Source organism: Mangrovicella endophytica (genome assembly GCF_002893625.1).
Classification (GTDB): domain Bacteria; phylum Pseudomonadota; class Alphaproteobacteria; order Rhizobiales; family Rhizobiaceae; genus Mangrovicella; species Mangrovicella endophytica.
Window position 1 is genome coordinate 319,347 of record NZ_PKMZ01000002.1, and the last position, 21,141, is coordinate 340,487.

21 protein-coding genes are annotated in these 21,141 nt (G+C 67.4%); 15 read left to right on the top strand and 6 right to left on the bottom strand.

The genetic code is table 11. The features are described from left to right. Positions 1–466 precede the first annotated feature (466 nt). Positions 467–1,180, top strand: a complete 714-nt coding sequence (locus tag C0R46_RS07100) for a GntR family transcriptional regulator (RefSeq protein WP_102958902.1) — start codon at positions 467–469, stop codon at positions 1,178–1,180. Positions 1,181–1,214: 34 nt separating this feature from the next. Here the strand turns inward: C0R46_RS07100 and C0R46_RS07105 are convergent, their stop codons facing one another. After that, complete coding sequence (locus C0R46_RS07105) at positions 1,215–1,670, bottom strand: MgtC/SapB family protein (RefSeq protein ID WP_102958903.1); 456 nt, start codon at positions 1,668–1,670, stop codon at positions 1,215–1,217. A gap of 134 nt (positions 1,671–1,804) precedes the next feature. On the opposite strand from C0R46_RS07105, the gene C0R46_RS07110 reads away from it, so the two are divergent. After that, the gene (locus tag C0R46_RS07110; protein ID WP_102958904.1) at positions 1,805–2,614 is read left to right on the top strand and encodes a TerC family protein; all 810 of its coding nucleotides are present in this window, start codon (positions 1,805–1,807) and stop codon (positions 2,612–2,614) included. Positions 2,615–2,675: 61 nt separating this feature from the next. Here the strand turns inward: C0R46_RS07110 and C0R46_RS07115 are convergent, their stop codons facing one another. Beyond that, positions 2,676–3,623 carry an alpha/beta fold hydrolase gene (locus tag C0R46_RS07115; RefSeq protein WP_102958905.1) on the bottom strand — a complete coding sequence of 316 codons (948 nt, stop codon included), beginning with the start codon at positions 3,621–3,623 and terminating at the stop codon, positions 2,676–2,678. Between the two features lie 156 nt (positions 3,624–3,779). Here C0R46_RS07115 and C0R46_RS07120 point away from each other — a divergent pair, with 156 nt between their 5' ends. From C0R46_RS07120 to C0R46_RS07140, 5 genes are all read left to right on the top strand, one after another. Further along, entirely contained in the window at positions 3,780–4,985 is a 1,206-nt protein-coding gene (locus C0R46_RS07120; protein ID WP_157944575.1) for a ribonuclease T2 family protein, read from the top strand. A gap of 269 nt (positions 4,986–5,254) precedes the next feature. Then, positions 5,255–6,163 (top strand): NAD(P)/FAD-dependent oxidoreductase, encoded by a 909-nt coding sequence (locus C0R46_RS07125; protein WP_102958907.1) that lies wholly within the window; start codon positions 5,255–5,257, stop codon positions 6,161–6,163. Positions 6,164–6,384: 221 nt separating this feature from the next. Next, entirely contained in the window at positions 6,385–8,034 is a 1,650-nt protein-coding gene (gene ettA, locus C0R46_RS07130) for an energy-dependent translational throttle protein EttA (RefSeq protein WP_102958908.1), read from the top strand. A gap of 238 nt (positions 8,035–8,272) precedes the next feature. After that, on the top strand, positions 8,273–9,757 hold the full coding sequence (locus C0R46_RS07135) for a sensor histidine kinase (protein ID WP_102958909.1): 1,485 nt from the start codon (positions 8,273–8,275) through the stop codon (positions 9,755–9,757). Further along, positions 9,738–10,124, top strand: coding sequence for a response regulator (locus C0R46_RS07140; RefSeq protein WP_245413457.1), 387 nt, complete (start codon positions 9,738–9,740; stop codon positions 10,122–10,124). The genes C0R46_RS07135 and C0R46_RS07140 overlap by 20 nt, the downstream gene beginning before the upstream one ends. 17 nt (positions 10,125–10,141) lie before the next feature. Here C0R46_RS07140 and C0R46_RS07145 read toward each other — a convergent pair whose 3' ends face one another. After that, the gene (locus tag C0R46_RS07145; RefSeq protein WP_157944576.1) at positions 10,142–10,537 is read right to left on the bottom strand and encodes a hypothetical protein; all 396 of its coding nucleotides are present in this window, start codon (positions 10,535–10,537) and stop codon (positions 10,142–10,144) included. Positions 10,538–10,691: 154 nt separating this feature from the next. On the opposite strand from C0R46_RS07145, the gene C0R46_RS07150 reads away from it, so the two are divergent. The 3 genes from C0R46_RS07150 to C0R46_RS07160 are packed head-to-tail and all read left to right on the top strand — an operon-like array spanning position 10,692 to position 12,267. Then, positions 10,692–11,342: a DedA family protein gene (locus C0R46_RS07150; protein ID WP_102958911.1), complete on the top strand. Its 651-nt coding sequence runs from the start codon at positions 10,692–10,694 to the stop codon at positions 11,340–11,342. Next, on the top strand, positions 11,335–11,949 hold the full coding sequence (locus tag C0R46_RS07155) for an MOSC domain-containing protein (protein ID WP_102958912.1): 615 nt from the start codon (positions 11,335–11,337) through the stop codon (positions 11,947–11,949). Before C0R46_RS07150 ends, C0R46_RS07155 begins: the two co-directional genes overlap by 8 nt. A 57-nt stretch (positions 11,950–12,006) precedes the next feature. Next, the gene (locus C0R46_RS07160; protein WP_102959249.1) at positions 12,007–12,267 is read left to right on the top strand and encodes a CopG family ribbon-helix-helix protein; all 261 of its coding nucleotides are present in this window, start codon (positions 12,007–12,009) and stop codon (positions 12,265–12,267) included. 391 nt (positions 12,268–12,658) lie between these two features. Here the strand turns inward: C0R46_RS07160 and C0R46_RS07165 are convergent, their stop codons facing one another. Together C0R46_RS07165 and C0R46_RS07170 are read right to left on the bottom strand one after the other, a co-directional pair. Continuing rightward, entirely contained in the window at positions 12,659–13,024 is a 366-nt protein-coding gene (locus C0R46_RS07165; RefSeq protein ID WP_102958913.1) for a DUF2293 domain-containing protein, read from the bottom strand. Continuing rightward, on the bottom strand, positions 13,024–13,554 hold the full coding sequence (locus tag C0R46_RS07170; protein WP_102958914.1) for an SAM-dependent methyltransferase: 531 nt from the start codon (positions 13,552–13,554) through the stop codon (positions 13,024–13,026). The genes C0R46_RS07165 and C0R46_RS07170 overlap by 1 nt, the downstream gene beginning before the upstream one ends. A gap of 152 nt (positions 13,555–13,706) precedes the next feature. Here C0R46_RS07170 and C0R46_RS07175 point away from each other — a divergent pair, with 152 nt between their 5' ends. From C0R46_RS07175 to C0R46_RS07195, 5 genes are all read left to right on the top strand, one after another. After that, the gene (locus tag C0R46_RS07175; RefSeq protein ID WP_102958915.1) at positions 13,707–14,729 is read left to right on the top strand and encodes an ArsR/SmtB family transcription factor; all 1,023 of its coding nucleotides are present in this window, start codon (positions 13,707–13,709) and stop codon (positions 14,727–14,729) included. A 5-nt stretch (positions 14,730–14,734) separates the two neighbouring features. Next, positions 14,735–15,652 (top strand): methylenetetrahydrofolate reductase [NAD(P)H], encoded by a 918-nt coding sequence (metF, locus tag C0R46_RS07180; RefSeq protein ID WP_102958916.1) that lies wholly within the window; start codon positions 14,735–14,737, stop codon positions 15,650–15,652. Between the two features lie 781 nt (positions 15,653–16,433). Further along, the gene (locus tag C0R46_RS20760) at positions 16,434–16,697 is read left to right on the top strand and encodes a phosphopantetheine-binding protein (protein ID WP_157944577.1); all 264 of its coding nucleotides are present in this window, start codon (positions 16,434–16,436) and stop codon (positions 16,695–16,697) included. A gap of 22 nt (positions 16,698–16,719) precedes the next feature. Continuing rightward, positions 16,720–17,634 (top strand): alpha/beta fold hydrolase, encoded by a 915-nt coding sequence (locus tag C0R46_RS07190; protein ID WP_102958918.1) that lies wholly within the window; start codon positions 16,720–16,722, stop codon positions 17,632–17,634. Between the two features lie 17 nt (positions 17,635–17,651). Beyond that, complete coding sequence (locus C0R46_RS07195; RefSeq protein ID WP_102958919.1) at positions 17,652–19,322, top strand: fatty acyl-AMP ligase; 1,671 nt, start codon at positions 17,652–17,654, stop codon at positions 19,320–19,322. Between the two features lie 115 nt (positions 19,323–19,437). On the opposite strand, the gene C0R46_RS07200 is transcribed toward C0R46_RS07195, so the two are convergent. Further along, a complete protein-coding gene (locus C0R46_RS07200) occupies positions 19,438–20,982 on the bottom strand; it encodes a B12-binding domain-containing radical SAM protein (RefSeq protein WP_198598265.1) in 1,545 nt (514 codons plus the stop codon). Between the last annotated feature and the right edge of the window lie 159 nt (positions 20,983–21,141).

Consider the following 21,141-nt stretch of genomic DNA (forward strand, 5'->3'; position numbering starts at 1 on the left):
GCCAGGTGCATGCCGAAACGCAGGGCGACGGGCGGCGACGCCGGAGCTGACGGTGTCGGCTGATGCGTCGAGGGTAGCCGCTTTGCGAATTTTGAATAGGTGCGCTGCAACGAACGGTTGCCGACCGTGTCCTTGGCCCAAGCCGGCATCGAAGCGCCGCGGCCGCTCGGCCTGGCGAAGCAACGAAGTACAGCCGATCGCGTTACATGATGGCGTAAACGTCGCCGAAAATGGCGGATTCAGACAAGCATAGGCTCGCCGCTGCAACGGAAACAATCCGTCTGCCGCAGCGGTGGCGGCGTATTGACAAAGCTTGCCCGACGCTGGCGCAAGCAAGCCGATTTTCCTTTCGATCTCATGCAGTTGCTCGGCGGCACCATAGCTATTTTTCGTCGGTTGTAGGTTCTAAATCGGAGGTGGTACTTAAGCGAACATCTTGCGATTAACCAAAGGGCGAAGCAGAACAATGTCGCTGGCGAGACAGTTCAACACGAGACCGCTCTACCAGCAGGTCGCGGACGAATTCATTTCCCGCATCGTCACCGGCACCTGGGTCCCCGGCCAGCCGATCGAGAACGAAGCGGACATTGCACGCTCGCTCGGGATCAGCCTCGGCACCGCGCGCAAGGCCTTCGACATCCTCGTCGACCTGAAGCTGCTCGATCGCCAGCAGGGCAAGGGCACGGTCGTCTCCGATCCGGAGTTCGGCCGCGCCGGCCACCGCTTCAGCAATATCTGCGACCGGCCCGGACGCCGGATCAGCGGCGAGATCACCATCATCGATCCGCGAATCGAGACCCCGTCGCCGCGCACGGCCGAGCTGCTCGAGATCAATGTGCGCACCCCCATCCTCGCCTTTGGCCGCATCCGCAGCCATGAGGGCCGTGTCTTCATGACCGAAGCGGTGCAGTTCCGCGTCGATTCGTCGGTGCACGCCATGACGCCCGCAGAGCTCGAGGCGGTGGCGCGGCGGCGGTGGGTCGGCAGCGATCTCGCCGTGCGCAAGCGCGAGACGGTGACGGTCGGCACCTGCGACGCGGAGGCGGCTGCGACGCTCAAGATTTCGGAAGGCACGCCGGTGCTGCGGCTGCAGCGGGTGATCCTCTCCTATCAGGAGCGGCCGCTGGAGGTGCGCGACGCCGTCTGCTACCTCGGCGACAATCTGCATTACGCCTGCTGAGCGTTCCGGACGCGCGGAGCTGTCGAAGCGCGGGTCAGAACAGCCAGCGCTTCAGGAGCTTGAGGCCGCGCAGCACCAGCAGCGTCAGTACCACCGCCATGACGGAGAGGGTGAACTCGCCGAGCCCGCAGCCGACGCCGATGGCGCCGGCAAGCCAGAGCGAGGCGCCGGTGGTGAGGCCCCGGACGCTGCCGCGCCCATGCACGATCGCCCCGGCGCCTAGAAAGGCGACGCCGGTCGTGACCGCCTCGATCAGGCGCGTCGGGTCTGGCCGGATCAGATCCGCGTCGAAATTGCTCATCATCCTGATCGTCAAGAGCATGAACAGGCAGGCGCCGACACCGACCATCATGTGGGTGCGAAGCCCCGCGACCTTGTCTCCGGCCTCGCGCTCATAGCCGACGGCGCCGGTCAGCAGCAGCGCTGCCACCAGCCGAAGGGCCTGCACCGCGGCTGCATCGTCACCCAGCCAGTTCCAGACGTCCGCCATGTATTCCTCCATGCCGCCGGCAGGTCATAGCATGCCGGACTGCACCGGGAAGGCAGCGCGACCGCTTGCCAGCTAAGCGCTCACCTCTACTCTTAGCGCCGGCGCCGCAGGGGATGCGGCCGGAGGCGGGGCGGATGCTGGCAGAGCTTTTGACAATCGAGAACCTGACGACGCTCGTCGTCCTCACGGCGCTGGAAACGGTGCTCGGCTTCGACAACCTCCTCTACATCACCATCGAGGCCAAGCGCGTCGCACCCGACCGGCAGGCCTTCGTGCGGCGCTGGGGCATCATCCTCGCCATCGGCCTGCGGATCGTCCTGCTCTTCGTCGTCCTGCACATGATCGAGGCCTTCCAGGAGAGCTGGTTCGGCTTTGCGACCGAATGGGCGCACGGATCCTTCTCCGGCCACAGCCTGATCGTTCTCGCGGGCGGCCTGTTCCTGATCTACACGGCGCTGAAGGAAATCCACCACATGCTGGCCGTGGAGCATGTGGGCGAGGGGCGCGCCACCGGGCCTGTGACGCGATCGGTGGCCTCGGCGATCACCTGGATTCTCCTGATGAACATCGTGTTCTCCTTCGACACGGTGCTCTCGGCGATCGCGCTCAGCCACAACTTCATCGTGATGGCTGCGGCGATCATCATCTCCGGCACGCTGATGGTGCTGCTCGCCGACGGCGTCGCGGCCTTCCTGCGCAAGAACCGGATGTATGAGGTGCTCGGCCTGTTCGTGCTGCTGCTCGTCGGCATCATGCTGACGGCGGAAGGCGGGCATCTCGCCCATCTCGCCTTCTTCGGCTACGAGATCGAGCCGCTGCAGAAAGCGACCTTCTACTTCGTGCTGGCGGCGCTGGTGATCGTCGACGTGCTGCAGGGGCGCTACCAGAAGAAGCTGCAGCTGGAGAAGGCGCGCGAGATCAACGATCCCGACGTCTCCACCTGACGGTCAGGCCGGTGGCGACGCGGTCGCGACGCTGCCGGATCAAACGGCTGCGCCCGCCATCTCAGCCGCTGGCCGGCGGCGGGACGATGCGGTCGAGCCAGGCGAACAGGCCTGCGAGCGCCGGGCGGCGGAAGGCCTCGATCTCGTTCAGCGTCTCGTGCCGCGCGCCGGCGGCGAGCTCAAGCGTGACATCGCGCAGGCCCTGATGGCGCAGGCGCCCGGCGAGCCGTTCCACCGCCGCTCCATAGCGGGTGGCAGGATCGGCGGTCCCGCCGAGGCAATGCACGGGCAGGCCGACCGGGAGCTTCGCCAAGCCGGCGTCGCTGCCGCCGGCAAAGATCAGCGCGACGACATCCTCCATCATCGAGACGGTGGGCGCGAAGCCGCAGAGCGGATCGGCGATATAGGCGTCGACGGCGGCGGGATCGTGCGACAGCCAGTCGGCCATGGTGCGGCGCCCGGGGATCGAGCGGCCCCAGGCCTCGAAGGTGGCGCTCTGGACGATGCGGCTCGCGACATCCGAGCCCTTCAGCGCTCGCTCCACCCGTAAGGCAACGCGGGCGAGGCGCTCCTGCGCGCCGATATCGAAATTGGCGTTCCAGACGGCGAGGCCCGCCAGGCGCGGGCCGTGGCGCAGGGCGTGGTTCAGCGCGACGAGGCCGCCCATGGAGTGGCCGAAGACGACGACCGGCAGGTTCGGATGCTGTGCTTCGGCATGGAGCTGCACGGCGCGAGCATCCGCCAGCACTTTTGCGGCACCGTCGCGGCGGGCGAAGCGGCGCAGCGGCGCATCGGGCGCGACGGTGGAGCCATGACCGCGATGATCATGGGCATAGACGTGGAAGCCGCGTGCCGCGAGGAGGCCGGCAAAGACCTCGTACCGGCCGGCATGCTCGGCAAGGCCATGATGGATGAGGACGACCCCGCGCGGCGTCCCGTGCGCCGCGGCGTGGTAGAGGGCGAGCGCCGCGCCGGTCGGGCTGTCGAGGGTCGAGCGATGGTCGAACACGGCTGGCTCCGAATGGCGGACGCGGCAGGTTGCGGGCTGCGGCTTCGAGATAGGACTGGTACAGGGGATCGCGCAATCGCCATGCCGGCGCGGAGTGCCGGTCGCGCAAAAGGCGGACCTGCCGACTCACACGACGAGCGCGCAACGGAGACAGCCATGCCGAAGACGAGGAGGGGCCGCGGCCTGATGCGACCGGTTCTGACGGCTGCGGTGCTCAGCGTCGCCACCATGTTCGCCGCGGTGGTTCCGGCTGCCGCGCAGATCGCCATGAGCGGGACCTTCGTCGCCGAGGCGTCCTGCCCGGCGCTGCAGTCGATCCGCCAGCAGACCAATCCGGGTGCCGTGGCGACGGAAAGCGGCGCCCGCTACCGGCTTCTCGGCCGCAATGCCGATCCCGCCAGCCATTACCTCATCGAGATGCCGGGCGCAGAACCGCCACGGCGTTGGGTTGCGATCGGCTGCGGGCGCGTCGCCGGCGATGCCGACGTGGCTTCGGCCGGCGCAGCGCGGCGGGCCGGGACCGAGGGTGCCTGGTCGCGGACCGCACCGGGACGCGCGCGCGACCAGGCGGCGCCCGGTCTGCCGGTGCCGAGCGAAGCCTGGGCCGGCGGCAGCGAACGGTCCGGAACAGCGACGGCAACGGGGTCCGGCGCGCGGTCCCGCGGCCTTCCGGAGGCGCCGTCGCAGGGCCGGGATCAGCCGCGAGGCGGCGGGCAGGCTCTTCTCCTCGCCGCCTCATGGCACGCGGCCTTCTGCGAAACGACGCCGCGGGCGCGGGACTGCCGCAGCGGCGGACGCGCCGACGGCTTTTCGCTGCATGGGCTGTGGCCGCAGCCGCGCTCCAACGAATTCTGCGGCGTGCCGGCGAGACTGGTGGCGGCCGACCGTTCCGGCCCGTGGCGGCAGCTGCCGGAGCCCGAGCTGAGCGCCCGGGTCCGCCGCGACCTCGACCGGGTGATGCCGGGCACGGTCGCCGAGCTGCACCGGCACGAATGGCTGCGGCACGGCACCTGCTACGGCGGCGACGCAAACCGCTACTTCGCCGATGCGGTGGCGCTGATCGACGCGCTGAACGCCTCGCCGGTACGCGATCTCTTCCGGCGCGCGGTGGGCCAGCGCCTGGAGGCCCGTGCCGTGCAGAGCGCCTTCGACCGCGCCTTCGGGACCGGCGCCGGCGAAAGGGTGCGGCTCGCATGCGAGCGCGACGGTGGGCGCATGATCATCACCGAGCTGCAAATCGGCCTCGTGGGCCCCGCCAAGGCTGATGCCGGCCGGGCCGATCTCGCCGCGATGCTGCGGGCGGCCCGGCCGGAGCGGGGCGGCTGCCGCGGCGGCATCGTCGATCCCGCGGGGTTTCAGTAGCCAAGCTTAAAGGCGCCGACGCCGAAAATCGGATCTTGCCGCTTCGTCGAACAGCATGCGCCGCGCCGCCGCAGCGGGCAGGCCGATGTCATCGTAGCAGGGACAGAGGGCGTACGCGTCGAACATCGAACCCTCATCAGGGCCGTCACATCGAGTGGGTTGATCCAGCAGCATCATATAACATATGAAGTTACGTGACCGGCCGGCGCACGAGAGGGATGCCTCCTTCGTGTGGCGCGGCCTGTGAGTTGCTTCGGAGAAGACCCTCAATGCAGCACGACGCCATCATCATCGGCGGAAGCTTCGCCGGCCTGTCGGCCGCCATCTACATCGCGCGCGGCCGGCGCTCGGTCTGCGTGATCGACGGCGGGCGCCCGCGCAACCGCTTTGCGGCAGCCTCGCATGGCTTCTTCGGGCAGGACGGACAGGCGCCGCTGGAGATGATCGCGGCGGCGCGGGCACAGTTGCAGCTTTATCCGAGCGTGCGGATGGTGGACGGCGAGGCAGCGGCCGCGCATGCTCTCGACGGTGGCGGCTTCGACGTGACGCTGGCGGACGGCACGAGGCTGACCGCGCGCAAGCTGGTGCTGGCCTTCGGCATTTCCGACGTCCTGCCGGAGGTGCCGGGTCTGGCGGAGCGCTGGGGCAAGAGCGTGCTCCACTGCCCCTATTGCCATGGCTACGAATTCGCCGGGCGCCGCCTCGGTGTCCTGCAGACGATGCCGATGTCGGCGCACCAGGCGCAGCTCATCGCCGAATGGGGCCCGACGACACTGTTTCTCAACGGCGGCGACAGACCGGATGCCGAGACGCTGGCTGTGCTGACGGCCCGCGGCATTGCCGTGGAGCCGGCGCCGGTTGTCATCCTGGACGGCAAGGGGGATAGCCTGTCCTGCCTGCGCCTCGCCGACGGCCGGACGATCCCGACGGAGGCGCTGTATGTCGCCGTCCCGACGCGGCTTAACAGCCCGATCGCCGAGCAGCTCGGCTGCGCCCTCGATGACGGGCCGCTCGGCCCGGTGATCCGAACCGATGCCTCGCGCCTGACCAGCGTGCCGGGCGTCTATGCCGCCGGCGACATCGCCCGCGTGCCCCATAGCGCCACCTTCGCGGCAGCGGACGGCGTTTGCGCCGGCACCTCGCTGCACCAGTCGCTGGTGTTCGGCGCGCCGGCGTGAGGCTGTCGCAGCCGGGCGCGATCCATCGGCCGCCCGGCTGGCCGCTGTGTTGCCGCGAGGCGAACATGGCTGCGGCGACAGGCCTCGGTCCCGCTCGCCGCGTCCGAAGGCGTCAACCGGTAGGCGCTTGCGAGTCCGGCCGCGTCGGCGTTGAAGCCGGCGCTCCGATGGCTTAGACACGGCGCAACTTCACCCATCCGATCCGGAGTAGCTTGCGCCCCATGGCTCGCCAGTTCATCTACCATATGTCCGGCCTGACCAAGGCCTATGGCAACAAGAAGGTCCTCGAGGACATCCATCTGTCCTTCTATCCCGACGCCAAGATCGGCATCCTCGGCCCGAACGGCGCCGGTAAGTCGACGCTCCTGAAGATCATGGCCGGCGTCGACAAGGACTACACCGGCGAGGCCTGGGCGGCCGAGGGCGCCACCGTCGGCTATCTCGCGCAGGAGCCCAAGCTCGACGAGACGAAGACGGTCTTCGAGAACGTCATGGAAGGCGTCGCCGACAAGAAGGCGATCCTCGACCGCTACAATGAGCTGATGATGAACTACTCCGACGAGACGGCGGAGGAGGGCGCCAAGCTCCAGGACATCATCGACGCGCAGAATCTGTGGGATCTCGAGCCGCAGGTCGAAATGGCGATGGACGCGCTGCGCTGCCCGCCGGGCGACGCCGCCATCGCGCCGCTCTCGGGCGGCGAGAAGCGCCGCGTGGCGCTCTGCAAGCTGCTCTTGTCCAAGCCCGACATTCTGCTCCTCGACGAGCCGACGAACCATCTCGACGCCGAGACCATCCTGTGGCTCGAGAAGCACCTGCGCGACTACGAGGGCTCGGTGCTGATGGTCACCCACGACCGCTACTTCCTCGACAACGTCACCGGCTGGATCCTCGAGCTCGACCGCGGCCGCGGCGTTCCCTATGAGGGCAACTACTCCGTCTATCTCGACAAGAAGGCCAAGCGCATGGCCCAGGAGGGCCGTGAGGACGATGCCCGCATGCGCGCCATCTCGCGCGAGCGCGAGTGGATCCAGCAGGGCGCCAAGGCGCGGCAGACCAAGTCGAAGGCCCGCATCAAGGCCTATAACGAACTGGTCGAGCTGGCCGAGAACCGGAAGCCCGCGGACGGCAAGATCGTCATCCCGACCGGCGAGCGCCTCGGCAACAAGGTGATCGAGGTCGAGAACCTGACCAAGAGCTATGGCGACCGGGTGCTGATCGAGAACCTGTCGTTCAAGCTGCCGGCCGGCGGCATCGTCGGCATCATCGGTCCGAACGGCGCCGGCAAGTCGACCCTGTTCAAGATGCTGACCGGGCAGGAGAAGCCCGACAGCGGCACGGTCTCGATCGGCGAGACCGTCGACCTCGGCTATGTCGACCAGAGCCGCGACCATCTGGAGCCCAACCACACGGTGTGGGAGGAGATCTCCGGCGGCGTCGACATCATGAAGCTCGGCAAGTACGAGATGAACAGCAGAGCCTATGTCGGCAACTTCAACTTCAAGGGGCCAAACCAGCAGCAGAAGGTGGGCACGCTCTCCGGCGGCCAGCGCAATCGCGTGCACCTCGCCAAGATGCTGAAGTCGGGCTCCAACGTCATCCTGCTCGACGAGCCGACCAACGACCTCGACACCGAGACGCTGACGGCGCTGGAGGACGCGCTGGAGGAGTATGCCGGCTGCGCCGTGGTGATCAGCCACGACCGCATGTTCCTGGACCGGCTGGCGACGCACATCCTAGCCTTCGAAGGCGACAGCCACGTCGAGTGGTTCGAGGGCAATTTCGAGGATTACGAGCAGGACAAGATCCGGCGCCTCGGACCGGAATCGGTCAACCCGAAGCGCCCGACCTACAAGCGCCTGACGCGCTGACGCATCTGCGGCGTCGGGAACAACCCGGCGCCGCCAATGCCTGACCGCAGCGTCCGCATCGCTCGACGGCGGAATGCATCTTCGGGGCGGACAGGTGCGCAACGAATATGTCGCCGGGCAATCAATGAGCGATCACATTTTGCAACGAGGAGCGGCAGGAGAGAAGATTTTCACGGGAAGGCATCTATAACGGTCGAGACTCTCAACTGAACGCTACGACCGGAATTCCGGCAGACGCATGCACCGTATCGATTTTCAAAGCCTGTTCATGGCCTTGCCTGGCCCGCATATGATCCTTGACCGGGATCTGCGTTACGTAGCCGTGAACCGCGCCTATGAGGCGGCCGTACTCCGATCGAGCGAGACGCTCGTCGGACGATGTATCTTCGACATCTTTCCCGGCAGCGCCGACAACCGGCGGCGGCTGGAGGACTCATTCCAGAAGGTCTTTCGGACCGGGAACGTCGATACGCTCGCCTACATCCCCTACGAGATCCCGATCCCCGAGGAGCACGGCGGCGGCATCGAACTGCGCTACTGGACGGCGGTCCACACGCCGATCCTCGACCTGGAGGGGAAGCCTTCCTTTCTCCTGCAGAACACCGTCGACGTGACCGAGATTGCGCGGCTGCGCGAGGTCGCCTCCTTGCCTTTCCGGGACGTACCCTCGGAAGTGGCGCTGCTGCAACGCACGCTGGAGGTGGAAGAAGCCTATCAGGAGAGCGTTTCGGCCAGCGCGCAGTTCCGCCGGCTGTTCCAGCAGGCCCCGGGCATGATCGCGATCCTGCAGGGGCCCGAGCAGATCATCACCTTCGCCAACGATTCCTATGTGCGCTTCACCGGCGACCGGCCGCTGATCGGCCAGTCCCTCGCCGACGCCTTGCCCGAACTGCAGGGCCAGGGCTTCATCGAGATATCGCGGGCCGTCTATTTCGACGGCGAGGCGCGCAGCGGCGAAGGGGTCCCGGTGATGATTCGCCGGCACGCCGACAGCAGCCCGGAGGAGGCATTCGTCGACTTCGCCTATAATCCGATCCGCGCCGACAATGGCGAGATCACCGGCGTCTTCGTCCAGGCCTGGGACCGCACCGACAGCTTCCGCGCCATGCGCCGCCAGCGCCTGCTGCTCGACGAGTTGAACCACCGGGTCAAGAACACGCTCTCCACCATCCAGTCGATGGCGCGCCAGAGCCTGCGCAACAGCGAGGATCCGCAGACCGCCTTCGCCGCCTTCGAGGCGCGGCTGATGACGCTGTCGCAGACGCACAACATCCTCTCGGAGCAGCAGTGGGAGGCGGTCCGGCTGCAGGCGGTGCTGGAGGCGGGGCTGCAATCCTACGGCGCCGACCGCGTGAGCCTCACCGGCCCGGACGTGCAGCTGGCCTCCAAGGGCGCCATCGGCCTGTCCATGGCCTTCCACGAGCTGGCGGCCAATGCGGCGACGCATGGTGCCCTGGCGACGCCCGAAGGGCGTGTGGCGGTGAGCTGGAACCTCGTGCCGGGCGATGCCTGCGGCCAGGTGCTGGAGGTGACCTGGCAGGAAAGCGGATCGCGAGCCGTTGCCGCCAACATGCAGCCCGGTTTCGGGCTGCGCGTCCTGCAGCGGGTCGTCGAGGGGGAATTCGGCGGCAGCTTGTTCCTCGACACGAAGCCAGACGGGCTTATCTGCCGCTTCCGTATCGACATGCCGGAGGTGCGCGCGGTTGCAAGCTCTGCTGCATAAGGATCGCCCGGCGCTGCAAGGCCTGCGCGTCTTCATCGTCGAGGACGAGAGCCTCGTTGCCATGCAGCTCGAGGACATGCTGTTCGACTTCGGCTGCGATGTCGTCGGGCTGGCGATGCAGGTGGCGCGCGGCATCGAGATGGCAGCGGCGGCCGAAGCGCTGGATGTCGCGATCCTCGACGTCAATATCGGCGGCCAGAAGGTCTATCCCATCGCCGAGCTGTTGCGGCGGAACGGCGTGCCGATCGTCTTTGCGACGGGCTATGGACGCGCCGGCGTCGAGGCGGAGTGGCAGGACTGTCCGGTGCTGCAGAAGCCCTACACGGCCGATCAGGTCGGCTCGACCATCGAGGCCGTGCTCGGCTGAGGGCGGCGGATCTTCGGCTACTCGTCGGCGCTGCCGGCCAAAAGCAGGACGAGGTCGCGATCGGCGATGTCGAGGGTAACGCGCCGCGCCGCGGGCAGGGGCGGCTTGTCCAGGCCGGGCGGCATCATGAGGACGATCCTGGCCTTGCCGGCGCTCGCGAGAGCCGAGCGGAGCGGCGCCGACAGGCTCTCGCCGCCGGGGAGAACGGCGAGGATGATGCGGTAGGGGCGGGCGAGAAGGTGCTCCGTGGCGACGGCCTGGCTTGGTGCCAGCGTCACCTTGGCGCCGGCCTCCTCCAGCGCCTCGGCAAGGCGCAAGCCGCGCTGCCGGTCGCCGTCGCAGACGAGCGCGCTGCGACCCGCCAGCAGGCTCGACCAGGCAAAGGCATCGAAGCTCGCCAGACCCGTGCTCATGGGACCGAGCGTCGCATCGCCGGTCGCCGCGCGCAAGGAAATCCGCAAGGCCGCTTGAATGCGAAGACGCTTCGACGCATGACTGCGCCGCGCCGGCGAAGCATCATGCGACCGGCGGCCGCCCCGAAAGCCTAACAGAGCGACCGTCCCGCCGATGATCGACTTCGTGCACTACCTCATGGACAATCTGGGGCCTTTCGGCATCGCGCTGCTGATGTTCCTGGAGAACGTCTTTCCCCCGATCCCGTCCGAGGTGATCATGCCGCTGGCCGGCTTCCAGGCCGCGACCGGGCAGATGTCGATCGTCACCGTGATCATCGCCGGCACGATCGGCTCGCTCGTCGGAATCCTTCCGTGGTTCTATCTCGGCTACTTCTTCGGCGAGAAGCGCATCATCTGGCTGGCGGAGCGCTTCGGCCGCTGGATGACCATGACGCCCGAGGATGTCGAGGCGGCCGACCGCTGGTTCCGCCGCTACGGCTACTGGGCGGTGTCCTTCGGCCGGCTGGTTCCGACGGTGCGCACGCTGATCTCGGTGCCGGCGGGTCTGGCGCGCATGCCGTTCTGGGCCTTCTTCGCGGTGTCCGCAGTCGGCACGCTGGTCTGGACCGCCGGTCTGGCCTTCGCGGGCTACCTGCTCGGCCAGCATTACGACGTGGTGGAGGGCTATGTCGGCACCTTCGCGAACGTCGTCGTGGTGTGTGTCGTGCTGCTCTACATCTACCGTGTCGTCACGTTCAAACCGACGGAACGCCGCCGGCCGGTGGACCTGCAGTCGAACGAGGCACCGCATCGCCATGACTGACGCAACGGCCCTATCGGGCGCGCCCGTGACGATGACGCGCCAGCCCGCCCGCAAGCTCGCCGGCCGGGTGGCCGGGCTCTACCGCGCCGGCCCGGACGACTTTCCGACCAGCGTCGTCGATGCGCTCGACCTGTCCTTCGACGGCATCGCCGGCGACGTGCATGGCGGGCCGACGCGGCGCTCCGGCGGGCGCGAGCCCTGGTACAAGCGCGGCACCGAGATGCGCAACGAGCGCCAGCTCTCGCTGCTGGCGCCGGACGAGCTGCAGGTCGCGGCCGACGGGCTCGGCATCCCTGAGATCAAGCCCGAATGGATCGGCGGCAACATGCTGATCGAGGGCATCCCCAACCTCACCTGGCTGCCGCCGCGCACGCTCCTGTTCTTCGCGGGCGGGGTGACGCTGAAGATCGACGGCGACAACGGCCCCTGCCGGCTGGCGGGCCGCAGCATCGCCAAGCATTTCGACGGCCGCGAGGATATCGAGTTCGGCTTCGTGCAGGCGGCGAAGAACCGGCGCGGCCTCGTCGCCTGGGTGGAGAAGCCCGGGCGCATCAGCGTGGGCGAGGCGCTGGAGGCGCGGCTGCCGGAGCAGTGGATCTACGGGTAAGGGCTGCTTGATCGGCGGGCTTCTTGTATTACGATGTATTACAAGAAGGAGATGCTGATGAGTAAAGCTGAGCTGTCCGGCCCTATCACACTGCGCCTACCGGCTGACCTCCTCAAACAGGTCGAGGCCATCGCCGCGGCGTCCGAGCGCAGCCGCAGCTGGGTGATCGTTCGCGCGTTGCGGCTCTATATTGCTGGGGAAGGCGACGAGATCCTCGCCGTCAGTCGTGGTCGGGGCCAGATCGCTTCGGGCGATGCCCACGATGTGGACGATGTACTTCGCGATGTCGAAGCAATCGTTGCCGGCAAGGCCGCCTGATGCGCGTGCGCCTCTCGTCGGAGGCGCGTGATTTTCTGATCAAAGAAGCTCGCTATCTTCGAGCTCATAGTTCCGAGGCGGCGCAGCGTCTTCTGGCGCGCATCGACGAAGCCAAGGGAATGCTGGGACGGCACGCGGCAGTAGGGCCGCGGGTCCGTGCCAGCCCTGTCTCCGGTACGCGGCGGCTGGTTCTCGGCGATACGTCCTGCTCTACGAAGTGGATCGTCAAGGGGTCGCGATACTCGCCATCAGGCAGGGTCGGATGGACCAGACCACGATCGAGGTCGAGGATGATTTCGACTACGAAGTCGATCCCTCAATCGGTGACAGCCGATAGGCTCGATCCGCATCTTCTGGACGGTCGCTTGATACCGTTTGCAGACTCTATGGATCAATCCGGCTCGTCCTCGCTCTCGTCTTCGTCCTCCGTTGCAACACTGGCCGGCTCCGTCTCCAGCGCCTCCTCGCCGCTAACCTGCCGGGTGGAGCCCCAGCGGTCGAGGACGGCGTTGATGTCGTCCAGCACGAAGAAGCGCGCGGCGTCGCGGCCGTAGCCCTCGTCCATCAGCTCGTCGTAGTCGGTATGGGCGTGGCGGATATGGGCCACCGCCGCGAGCCAGAGCGCGGTTGCCGGCGACAGATCGCGCAGGTGCTTGGCGCGGGCCGCCTGCCGGATCGCCTCTGCGTCGATGAAGGGCGCGCGGGGGATCGTTGCCGTCAGCGCACGGGCGATCGCCTTCTGCCGTTCGGTCGCCATCAGGCCATCCAGCCCGGCTCGCCTTCGCCGATCTCCCGGGCAACGTCCACGGTGGCGAAATAGGGCTTGATGTCGAGGAGTGGCGTGCCGTCGAGAGCGTCGATCGCATCGATGCCGATGCGGCCGGTCTCGATGTCGAGCGACAGGATGCGCACGAGATGCAGGCCGATCGGGTTCGGCCGCACCGGCGAGCGCAGCGAGAAGGTACCGCGCGGGGCCTCGGCATGGCGCGGCATCTGAAGGGCAAGATCACGCCGCGCGCGATCGAGCCAGGTGAGGAGATGCACGGCGGCGCCGGGCGCGACGCCCGCCAGCGCCGCCCGCCATGGCGCATCCAGCTCGACGGTGGCCGGGCGGCCGGTCTCGCGCGCCTTCGCCATGTTCTTCGGGCAGGCGCTCCGCTCCGTCCAGGGCGAGCGGATGCGGCCGATGAAGACGAGGCCGGCATCTGCGTAGCCGCTTTCGGGTTGCGGAAAACGCGTCTCGCCCGGCCGCTGTCCGGCGTCAGACCTCTCGATACTGTCATCCATGTCGCTCGTCCCGCCTGCCGTCCTCACGCGTCTTCAACCGGAGCTTAGCCGATCGGCGATCATCGCCCAGCCTCGAAAAAGCAGGTCGGACCGCTCTTGCCGTCCAGGCGTTTCTGACATAAAGATATCTTTATGTCTCATCCGAGGTCGTGATGCTCGAGTCCAACAAGCTGTCCTTCGATCGTGCCGTCGATGCGCTGCGCGCCATCGCCGAGCCGACGCGGTTCCGCCTCGTGCAGCTGCTGGCGCGCAACGACCTGACGGTCTCCGACCTCACCGCCATCCTCGGCCAGTCGCAGCCGCGCATCTCGCGGCACCTGAAGCTGCTGGTGGAATCCGGCATCCTGTCACGCTACCAGGAGGGTGCCTGGGCGACGTTCCGGCTCTCGGAGGAGGCGGTGGTGACCGGGCTCGTGCGCTCGCTCCTGTCGCGCGTCGATGAGGGCGATCCGGAGCTGCGGCGCGATGCCGAACGCCTGGCGGCCGTGCGCACGCAGAAGGCCGAGCGTGCCGCCGCCTATTTCGCCGCCAATGCCGGCAGCTGGGATCGCATCCGCTCCCTGCACGCGCCGGACGCCGTGGTGGAGAAGGCGCTGCTCGACGCCCTCGGCAAGGCCCCGGTCGGCGCCTTTCTCGACATCGGCACCGGCACCGGCCGGCTCCTGGAGCTGTTCGCGCCGCTCGCGGGGCGGGCCGTCGGCATCGATGCCTCGCGCGAGATGCTGGGCGTCGCCAGAGCCAATCTCGATAAGGCCGGCATTGCCAATGCGCTGGTGCGCCAGGGCAATGCCTATCACCTGCCGGTGCAGCAGGGCGCCTTCGATCTCGTCACCATCCATCAGGTGCTGCACTTCCTGGACGATCCCGCCGCGGCGCTGCGCGAGGCGGCGGCGGCGCTGGCGCCGGGGGCGCGGCTCGCCGTCATCGACTTTGCGCCGCACGATCTGGAATTCCTGCGCGCCGAGCACGCGCATCTGCGGCTCGGCTTCGCGCATGACGCCTTGTCCTCGATGATCGAGGATGCCGGGCTCGACGTCGAAACCGTCGTCGACGTGAAGCCGGAGGGCCAGGCCGCAAACCAGCTCACCGTTTCGATCTGGGTGGCGCGCGATCCGCGCCCCGCCGCTACCGCTTCGGCCGGCCAGCCGGCCGCCCTTGCCCTTCTTCAGGAGTAACCACCTTGAACCACCGCAACCCCTTGAAGAATGCCGGCATCAACGTGTCCTTCGAGTTCTTCCCGCCGAAGAGCGAGAAGATGGAGGAGACGCTGTGGCGCTCCATCGAGCGGCTGGCGCCGCTGAGCCCGAGCTTTGTGTCGGTCACCTATGGCGCCGGCGGCTCGACACGCGAGCGCACCCACTACACGATCGAGCGCATCCTGACCGAAACCAGCCTCAAGCCGGCGGCGCATCTGACCTGCGTCGACGCCTCGCGCGAGGAAGTGGACGCGGTGGTGCGCCAGTACTGGCAGACGGGCGTGCGCCACTTCGTGGCACTGCGGGGCGACAGCCAGACCGGCGTCGGCGGCACCTATCAGGCGCGCCCGGACGGCTATCGCAACGCCGTCGAGCTCGTCGCCGGGCTGAAGGCCTTTGCCGATTTCGAGATCTCCGTCTCGGCCTATCCCGAGAAGCACCCGGAAAGCCCGGACTTTGCCACCGACATCGACCTCCTGAAGCGCAAGGTCGACAATGGCGCGACGCGGGCGATCACCCAGTTCTTCTTCGACAACGACGTCTATGAGCGTTACGTCGAGCGGGTGCGCCGCGCCGGCATCTATATCCCGATCGTGCCGGGCATCGTGCCAATCCACGACTTTACCAAGGTGGCGCGCTTCTCGGCCGCCTGCGGCGCGACGATCCCGGCCTGGCTGGCCGAGCGCTTCCAGGGCCTGGAGGACGACGAGCAGACGCGCAGCCATGTCGCGGCAGCCGTCTGCGCCGAGCAGGTGCTCGACCTCGTCGACCGCGGCATCGGCGACTTCCACTTCTACACGATGAACCGGGCCGACCTCGTCTACTCCATCTGCCACATTCTCGGCCTCAGGTCCGGCGCCGAGCAGGCGGGCGAGAGCGACGCGGCGTCGGTTGCCGCCTGAGGAAGAGGTATGACCGTCACGGACGGCGCCGTGCGCCGTCTGCGACGGCCAGACGCTCGTGCGTGCCGGTTCCGGTCGCAGTCCGCCCATGCCGATGTCGCCGCCTGAATGGTGCCATCGCCGGCCCGCCGCCGGTCATAGGGCGCAAGATTCCGCCTCGTCGGGCGCTGTCACACGGCCGCCACCATCCGCCGCTAGATACGAAAAAGCCGGGGTTTTGGACCCCGGCTTTTCGTTCGACCGCATCGATAGGCGGTGTTGGAGCGTCCCTGGATCGCCTTACGGCAGGACGCCGACGATCATCGCGCCGACGAAGGAAAAGGCGGCGCAGATCATCAGGACGTTGAGCGGACGTGTGAGTTCCATTCCCTTCGGCTCCTCGCACCAGATGGGAAGAGATTAAGACTCCTTTCGAATTCGTAAAGAGGGTGTCGTGTGTGCGCCGCAGCGCGAGTGCGCTGGCCTTGTCGCAACCCATTGGTGCGGCTGACAGAGTCGCTTCGATCAAAAAGATGAATGTGCGGCGCGCGACATGGCACGTCGCAAGCGAAGCAAAGGGGCCGTAACGTCACCTTTCAGCGAATCGTTCATCCCGACCGTCCTTGCCTGGTCGCGACGGCTACCAAGGGATCGGAGCTGGACCGGCCCGCCACGTGGAAGTGCCTCCGATCGAGATAACGGCGGCACGGAGGTGCGGGAGAAGCTGTCCTGCCGCGTGCATTTCGCTTGCAGACAGGTCTGTCCTCGGTCATTGAGCTTTTGCCGACAGACTTATTTACGGATGGCTCCCATCACTTCGACCGAAGAGCGGGTTTCGACGATCTATTCCGAGATCCTCGAACTGGCGTCCATATCGGCAGACGACGACATTTTCAGTCTCGGTGGCGATTCACTTCAGGCGGTCCGTATCGCGCTGGAGATCGAGCGGGCCTTCGACGTCAGCCTGCCGATCGAGATACTGGAGCAGTCGAGCCGCGTCAGCGACGTCGCGCGGTGGATCGACTCACAAACGGCAGTCAACGTGCCGGCCGCGAACAAGCCTTGACCGTCCAGACTGGTCCCAGGCGGTGACGATCGACCCGGCCCTTGCCGCCCGTTATCTGGAAGCCTGCTGGCGGCGCGGTGAAACGCCGCTGTTCCTGGCGGCGAACGTCAAGATCTGGGCCGTTGCGATCGATGCCATGGTGGCGGCGAACCGCCTCGATGCCGCCGCGCATGCGAGCCTGCTGGCGGCCGCCGAATTCCCGTCCGTCGTCTTCATGCGGACGATGGCGCTGGCCTTCTCGAAGCTGCCGCCGCCGGTCGACCGGGCGGGGCAGGACGGCTTCAGTGACGCCAAAGGCGTCGACGTCCAGATCGTGCGGCGGCAAGGGTCGGACACGGTGATTTTCGCCTTCACCGGCAACAGCGACAGGCTAGGGCTGCCGCTGAACCTCATTCACCGCTGGATGGTGCCATTGGGCGTCCATGTCGTCTATCTCAGGGACGTTCAGCGGCACTTCTACACGAGCGGCATCGCGTCGCTGGCGCCGACCGAGGCGGGTACCGTCGCGGCCCTGCGCCGGCTGGCGGAGCAGCTCGGGGCAAAGCGGATCCTGACCTATGGCAATTCGGCCGGCGGCTATGCGGCGCTGAAATACGCCCTCGGGCTGCAGGCGGAACGCGCGCTGGTCTTTGGAGCGCCGACGGCGCTTGAGATGACGGGCGAGCTTCATCACCTGCCGGACCTCTCGGCCGAGCAACTGCCGGACCTGCGGGCGCTTTATGCCGCCGCCCCGGCGCGGCCGCGCACTCACCTCGTGGCCAGTGGCGGCGTGGAGCGGGACGTACAGCAGGCGATGCATCTGCAGGGGCCGCCGGGCGTCTCCGTCGAGCTGATCCCGGACTATGCCAGCCACGAAACGATCCTGCCGCTGATCGAGAACGGCCGCTTCCCGCAGATCCTCGAGTGGTTCGTCGGCACGCAGTGGGACGTGCCGTGAGTCACCGGACCGATGACATGGCCCCGGCGCAGCCGATCGCTGCTCGGCTGCAGCACTTCGCGCGGGTGCAGCCGGACCGGACCGCCCTTATCGTGCTGGGGAACGGCGAAGCGGAAAGCGAGCGCGCCAGCTTCGGCGATATCGACGAAGGGGCGCATCGGGTGGCGGCGCAACTCGTGGAGGCGGGGCTTGCAGGCCGCGCCGTGCTGCTGCCCGCCCGCTCGGATCGCGGCTTCGTCGAGGCGTTCTTCGGCTGCCTGTATGCCGGTGCGATCGCCGTGCCCGTTCCTCATGGCGCGAAGAACCGGGACTTCGAACGGATCGACGGCATTGCCCGCGATGCGGGGGCGGCGGTGATCTTCGGCCATACGCCATCGGCGGTGGCCGAGCTGCACGGACTGACATGGATGGAGCCGGTCTCCAAGGAAGGCGCGGCGCCCGCGGCGCCGCCGCCGCCCGATGGCGATGCCGTGGCCTTCCTGCAGTACACGTCCGGTTCCACTGGTAATCCGAAGGGAGCGGTGATCACGCAGCGGGCCCTTGCGGCCAATCTGCGCATGCTGGGCGAGGCCTTCGCTGTCCGGCCGGATAGCCGCTTCCTCACCTGGGTTCCGCTGTTCCACGACATGGGTCTGTCGCAGATCCTTTTGCCGCTGACGAGCGGTGTCGAATGCGTGCTGATGCCGCCGCTCGCCTTCATGCAGCGGCCGCTGCGCTGGCTGCAGGCGATCAGCCGCCATCGGGTGACGATCAGCGGTGCGCCGAACTTCGCCTTCGAGCTCTGCGCCCGACGCGCCGTGCCGGCTATCTCGGGCGATCTGGACCTGTCGTACTGGACGACCGCCTTCTGCGCCGCCGAGCCGGTGCGCGCGAGCACGATGCGGCGCTTTGCCGATGCCTTCGCGCCGGCCGGCTTCGACGCCGGTGCGCTGTTCCCCTGCTATGGCGCAGCCGAGGCGACCGTCTTCATCAGCGGCGGGACGGCCGGCAGCGGTGTGACGACGCTTCCCGCAGAGGCGACGCCGGCGGGGATGGGCGAGCTCGTCTCCTGCGGCAGGTCGTTCGGCGGATCGAGCCTTGCGGTCGTCGACCCATCATCACGTGCGCCGCTGCCGGACGGCCAAGTCGGGGAGATCTGGGTGGCGGGCGAGCATCTGGCGAGCGGCTACTGGCACAATCCGGAGACAAGTGCGGCGACGTTCGGCGCCGGCCTCGCGCCGGCCGCTGACGGACCCTACTGGCGCAGTGGCGATCTGGGCCTTGTGCGAGACGGTAACCTCTACGTCGCCGGACGGCTGAAGGCGCTGATCATCCACCGCGGCGTCAATCATCATCCGGAGGATATCGAGACCAGCATCGCCGCGAGCCATGCGGACTTTGGAACGGCAGGCGCGGTGTTCTCCGTCGATACCGGCGAGGAGGAGCAGGTCGTCGCGGTCTGCGAGGTGGCGCGTGCGTCGATGGCGCAGCTCGATGCGCCGGCAATGATCGACCGCGCGCTCGATGCCGTCGCGATTACGCACGGCTTTCGGCTGCATGACCTGGTGCTGGTGCGGCCAAACTCGATCGCGCGCACGACCAGCGGCAAGGTGCGGCGGGATGCCTGCCGCGAAGAGTATCTAAAAGGCGAGCTGCGGCTGGCGCCTTATCTGCCGGGGCACAAGCAGCTCGGCCGCTACGCCGCCTGAGGGCGGCTCCTATCCTATCTTAGGGCAACGGCCGCGAAACATGGCCGGCATACCAGCCAACGCGCACGCGTGGCTTGGCTTTTCGCGCAGCGGCGGAGGAGCAGGACAACTGCCATCAGCAGACCGCCGCCATCGGCATCGCGGCGCGCGCTGCTTCACCCGAATGCCCGGCTGCGTCTTCCCTGTCCATGTAGTGCCGCACCTTGGCGTAGGACGAGAAGAAGGAGAGGATCGCCGGCAGCGCCTCGGGCTTGCGGTTCGCAGCAGACAGCACGTTGGAAACCATCTGGGCCTCGGCCGGACCGCGAGACGAGATGCCGGCGATGAGCTTCAACGCCATCCGGCCACGGGCTCCGCCGGCACCGGCACGGCGCTTCAGGACGCTCGGGTCGGGACCATAGAGCTCGATCAGGTTGAGCATCCGCTGCTCGACGGCGGCCGGCGCGAAAAGGTCTTCGGTCAGCTTGCGAACGCCAGCCGAGAGTTCTTCCGGAGACATCCGCGCGGGCATGAAGTTGACGGCGTAGGGTCGTTCCCACAACCCTTCGAGAAGCCGCCCTTCCTTCTTCAGGCGCGCATACAGGCGCGTCGCCTTGGAAGCCGTCAACGCGCCGACCGACAGATCCAGCAGCGGAGAGGCCTGCAGGAACTCGTAAAGATGGCCGAAGATCGAGGCGTCGTCATGGTCGAATCCAACGATGAAGCTCGCACGCATGGAGATGCCGTGGCTGGCGATCTTACGCACCGCATCGAGCGTCGGCATCAGGAGGTTCTGCTTCTTGTTGGTCTCGCGCAGGCTCGCGTCGTTGATCGTCTCGATGCCCATGAAGAGGACGCGCAAGCCGGCGGCGGCGCAGAGCGCCAGCATCTCATCGTCGCGCGCGATGTCGAGCGAGGCCTGCGTGGTGAAGCGCATCGGATCGTCGGCGTGGCGCTCGTTCCATTCGATGAAGGCCTGCAGCGTGGTGCGGGCGAACTGGCGATGGACAGTGAAGTTGTCGTCGACGAGGAAGGTCTGCCGGAAGCCGTAGGCATAGAGCTGGTCGAGCTCGGCGATGACCTGCTCCACCGTCTTGTGACGCTGCTTACGACCCTGATACTGGATGACGTCGCAGAACTCGCAATCGAATGGGCAGCCGCGGGTCGTCTGGAGCGCCCCGGTCTCGGCCCTGTCGACGGGATAGAGATCCCAGCGCGGCAGCGGCGACAGGCGGATGTCGGCCCGGCCGCCGTCATAGCTCGGCTGCCAGCTGCCGGCCTCGAGATCGGCAAACAGGCGTGGCGCCAGCTCTTCCAGCTCGCCGGTGACGAGAATGTCCGCATGCGGGCGCACGAACTCCGGATCGAGCGTCGCGAAGGGGCCGCCGATCAGCACCGTGCGGCCGAGGCCGCGGAAAATTCCGGCCAGCTCGGCAATGCGCCGGCGCTGGGTGATCTGGCCGGTAATGGCGACGAAGTCGGTCGCGAACTCGAAGTCAATCGGCTCGATCTGCTCGTCGGTGATGCGGATGTCCCAGCCGGCCGGCACCATCGCCGCAACCGTCGTCACGGCGAGATTGGCGGTGAAGGTCCAGTGGCGGCCGTCATTGTCGGGCAGGGCGTCGGACGTGGCATAGCTGACGAAGGTGGCCGCCGGATTGACGATGTGGATCGAAGGCATGAGCACTCCTGGCCGGATCGAGCGCGGCTTGTGCGAGGCACCGGTCCGCAAAAAGCGGCGGAGCGAGCATCGTTCTATATCACCCCATACATTTGCCTGTGTCGACAGGCCGCGATGGAGGGGAGGCACGGTCAAGCTTTCAGTCGAGCGGCCGGTTGC